The sequence below is a fragment of the Alkalibacterium sp. s-m-28 genome (assembly GCF_054658175.1).
The window spans coordinates 1-616 of sequence record NZ_BAAGIQ010000241.1; the positions used below are offsets into that span (position 1 = coordinate 1).

Sequence of the window (616 nt, forward strand, 5' to 3'; positions counted from 1 at the left end):
TTGTATAGTGAATGCCCTGGTCGGAATGGATCAGGGTTTTCTGTTGTTTTGAAATGTCATGGTTGATCAAAAGGTCTTCAATCATCTCTAAAACAAAATCAATACTTAAGGATTCACTTAATTGATACGCTAAGACCTGGTTCGTGAATGCATCAATCACGGCAGATAAATAAGCTTTCCTTCCTCGCCCGTAAAAGAGATAGGTGATATCTGTTAAGAGGATCGTTCGTGGACCGTAGGCTCTAAATTCTCTGTTAACGAGATTAGGTTTTAACGCATGTTCCTGGCGTACTTTTGCCATGCGCTTATACGGATTCGGTTTTCTTATAGGGCAGAACAGTCCAAACTTTCTCATTAAGCGCTGGATTTTCTTCCGGTTCATGAGTATCTCCATGTGTAACAGTCGCATATGGATCCCTCTGGATCCTTTATCATAGCCGCGATGTGTATAGGCTTCAAGTATCAAATTAAAATCGTGCTGATCTTGTTCTTCTTTTTTCTTTCGACTCTCTTCAGATTTCAACCAGTTGTAATACCCCGAACGTGAAACTAAAGCAATCTCACATAGCCATGATATATTTAACAAATTATGATCTCGTTTTGTTAGGTCTTTAAT

1 protein-coding gene is annotated in these 616 nt (G+C 39.1%); it reads right to left on the reverse strand.

What is annotated here, in order from left to right; all coding sequences use genetic code 11:
- The coding region (locus tag ACYQ4S_RS12135; protein WP_459771418.1) for an IS3 family transposase at window positions 1-586 on the reverse strand (586 nt) is incomplete at its 3' end.
- Between the last annotated feature and the right edge of the window lie 30 nt (window positions 587-616).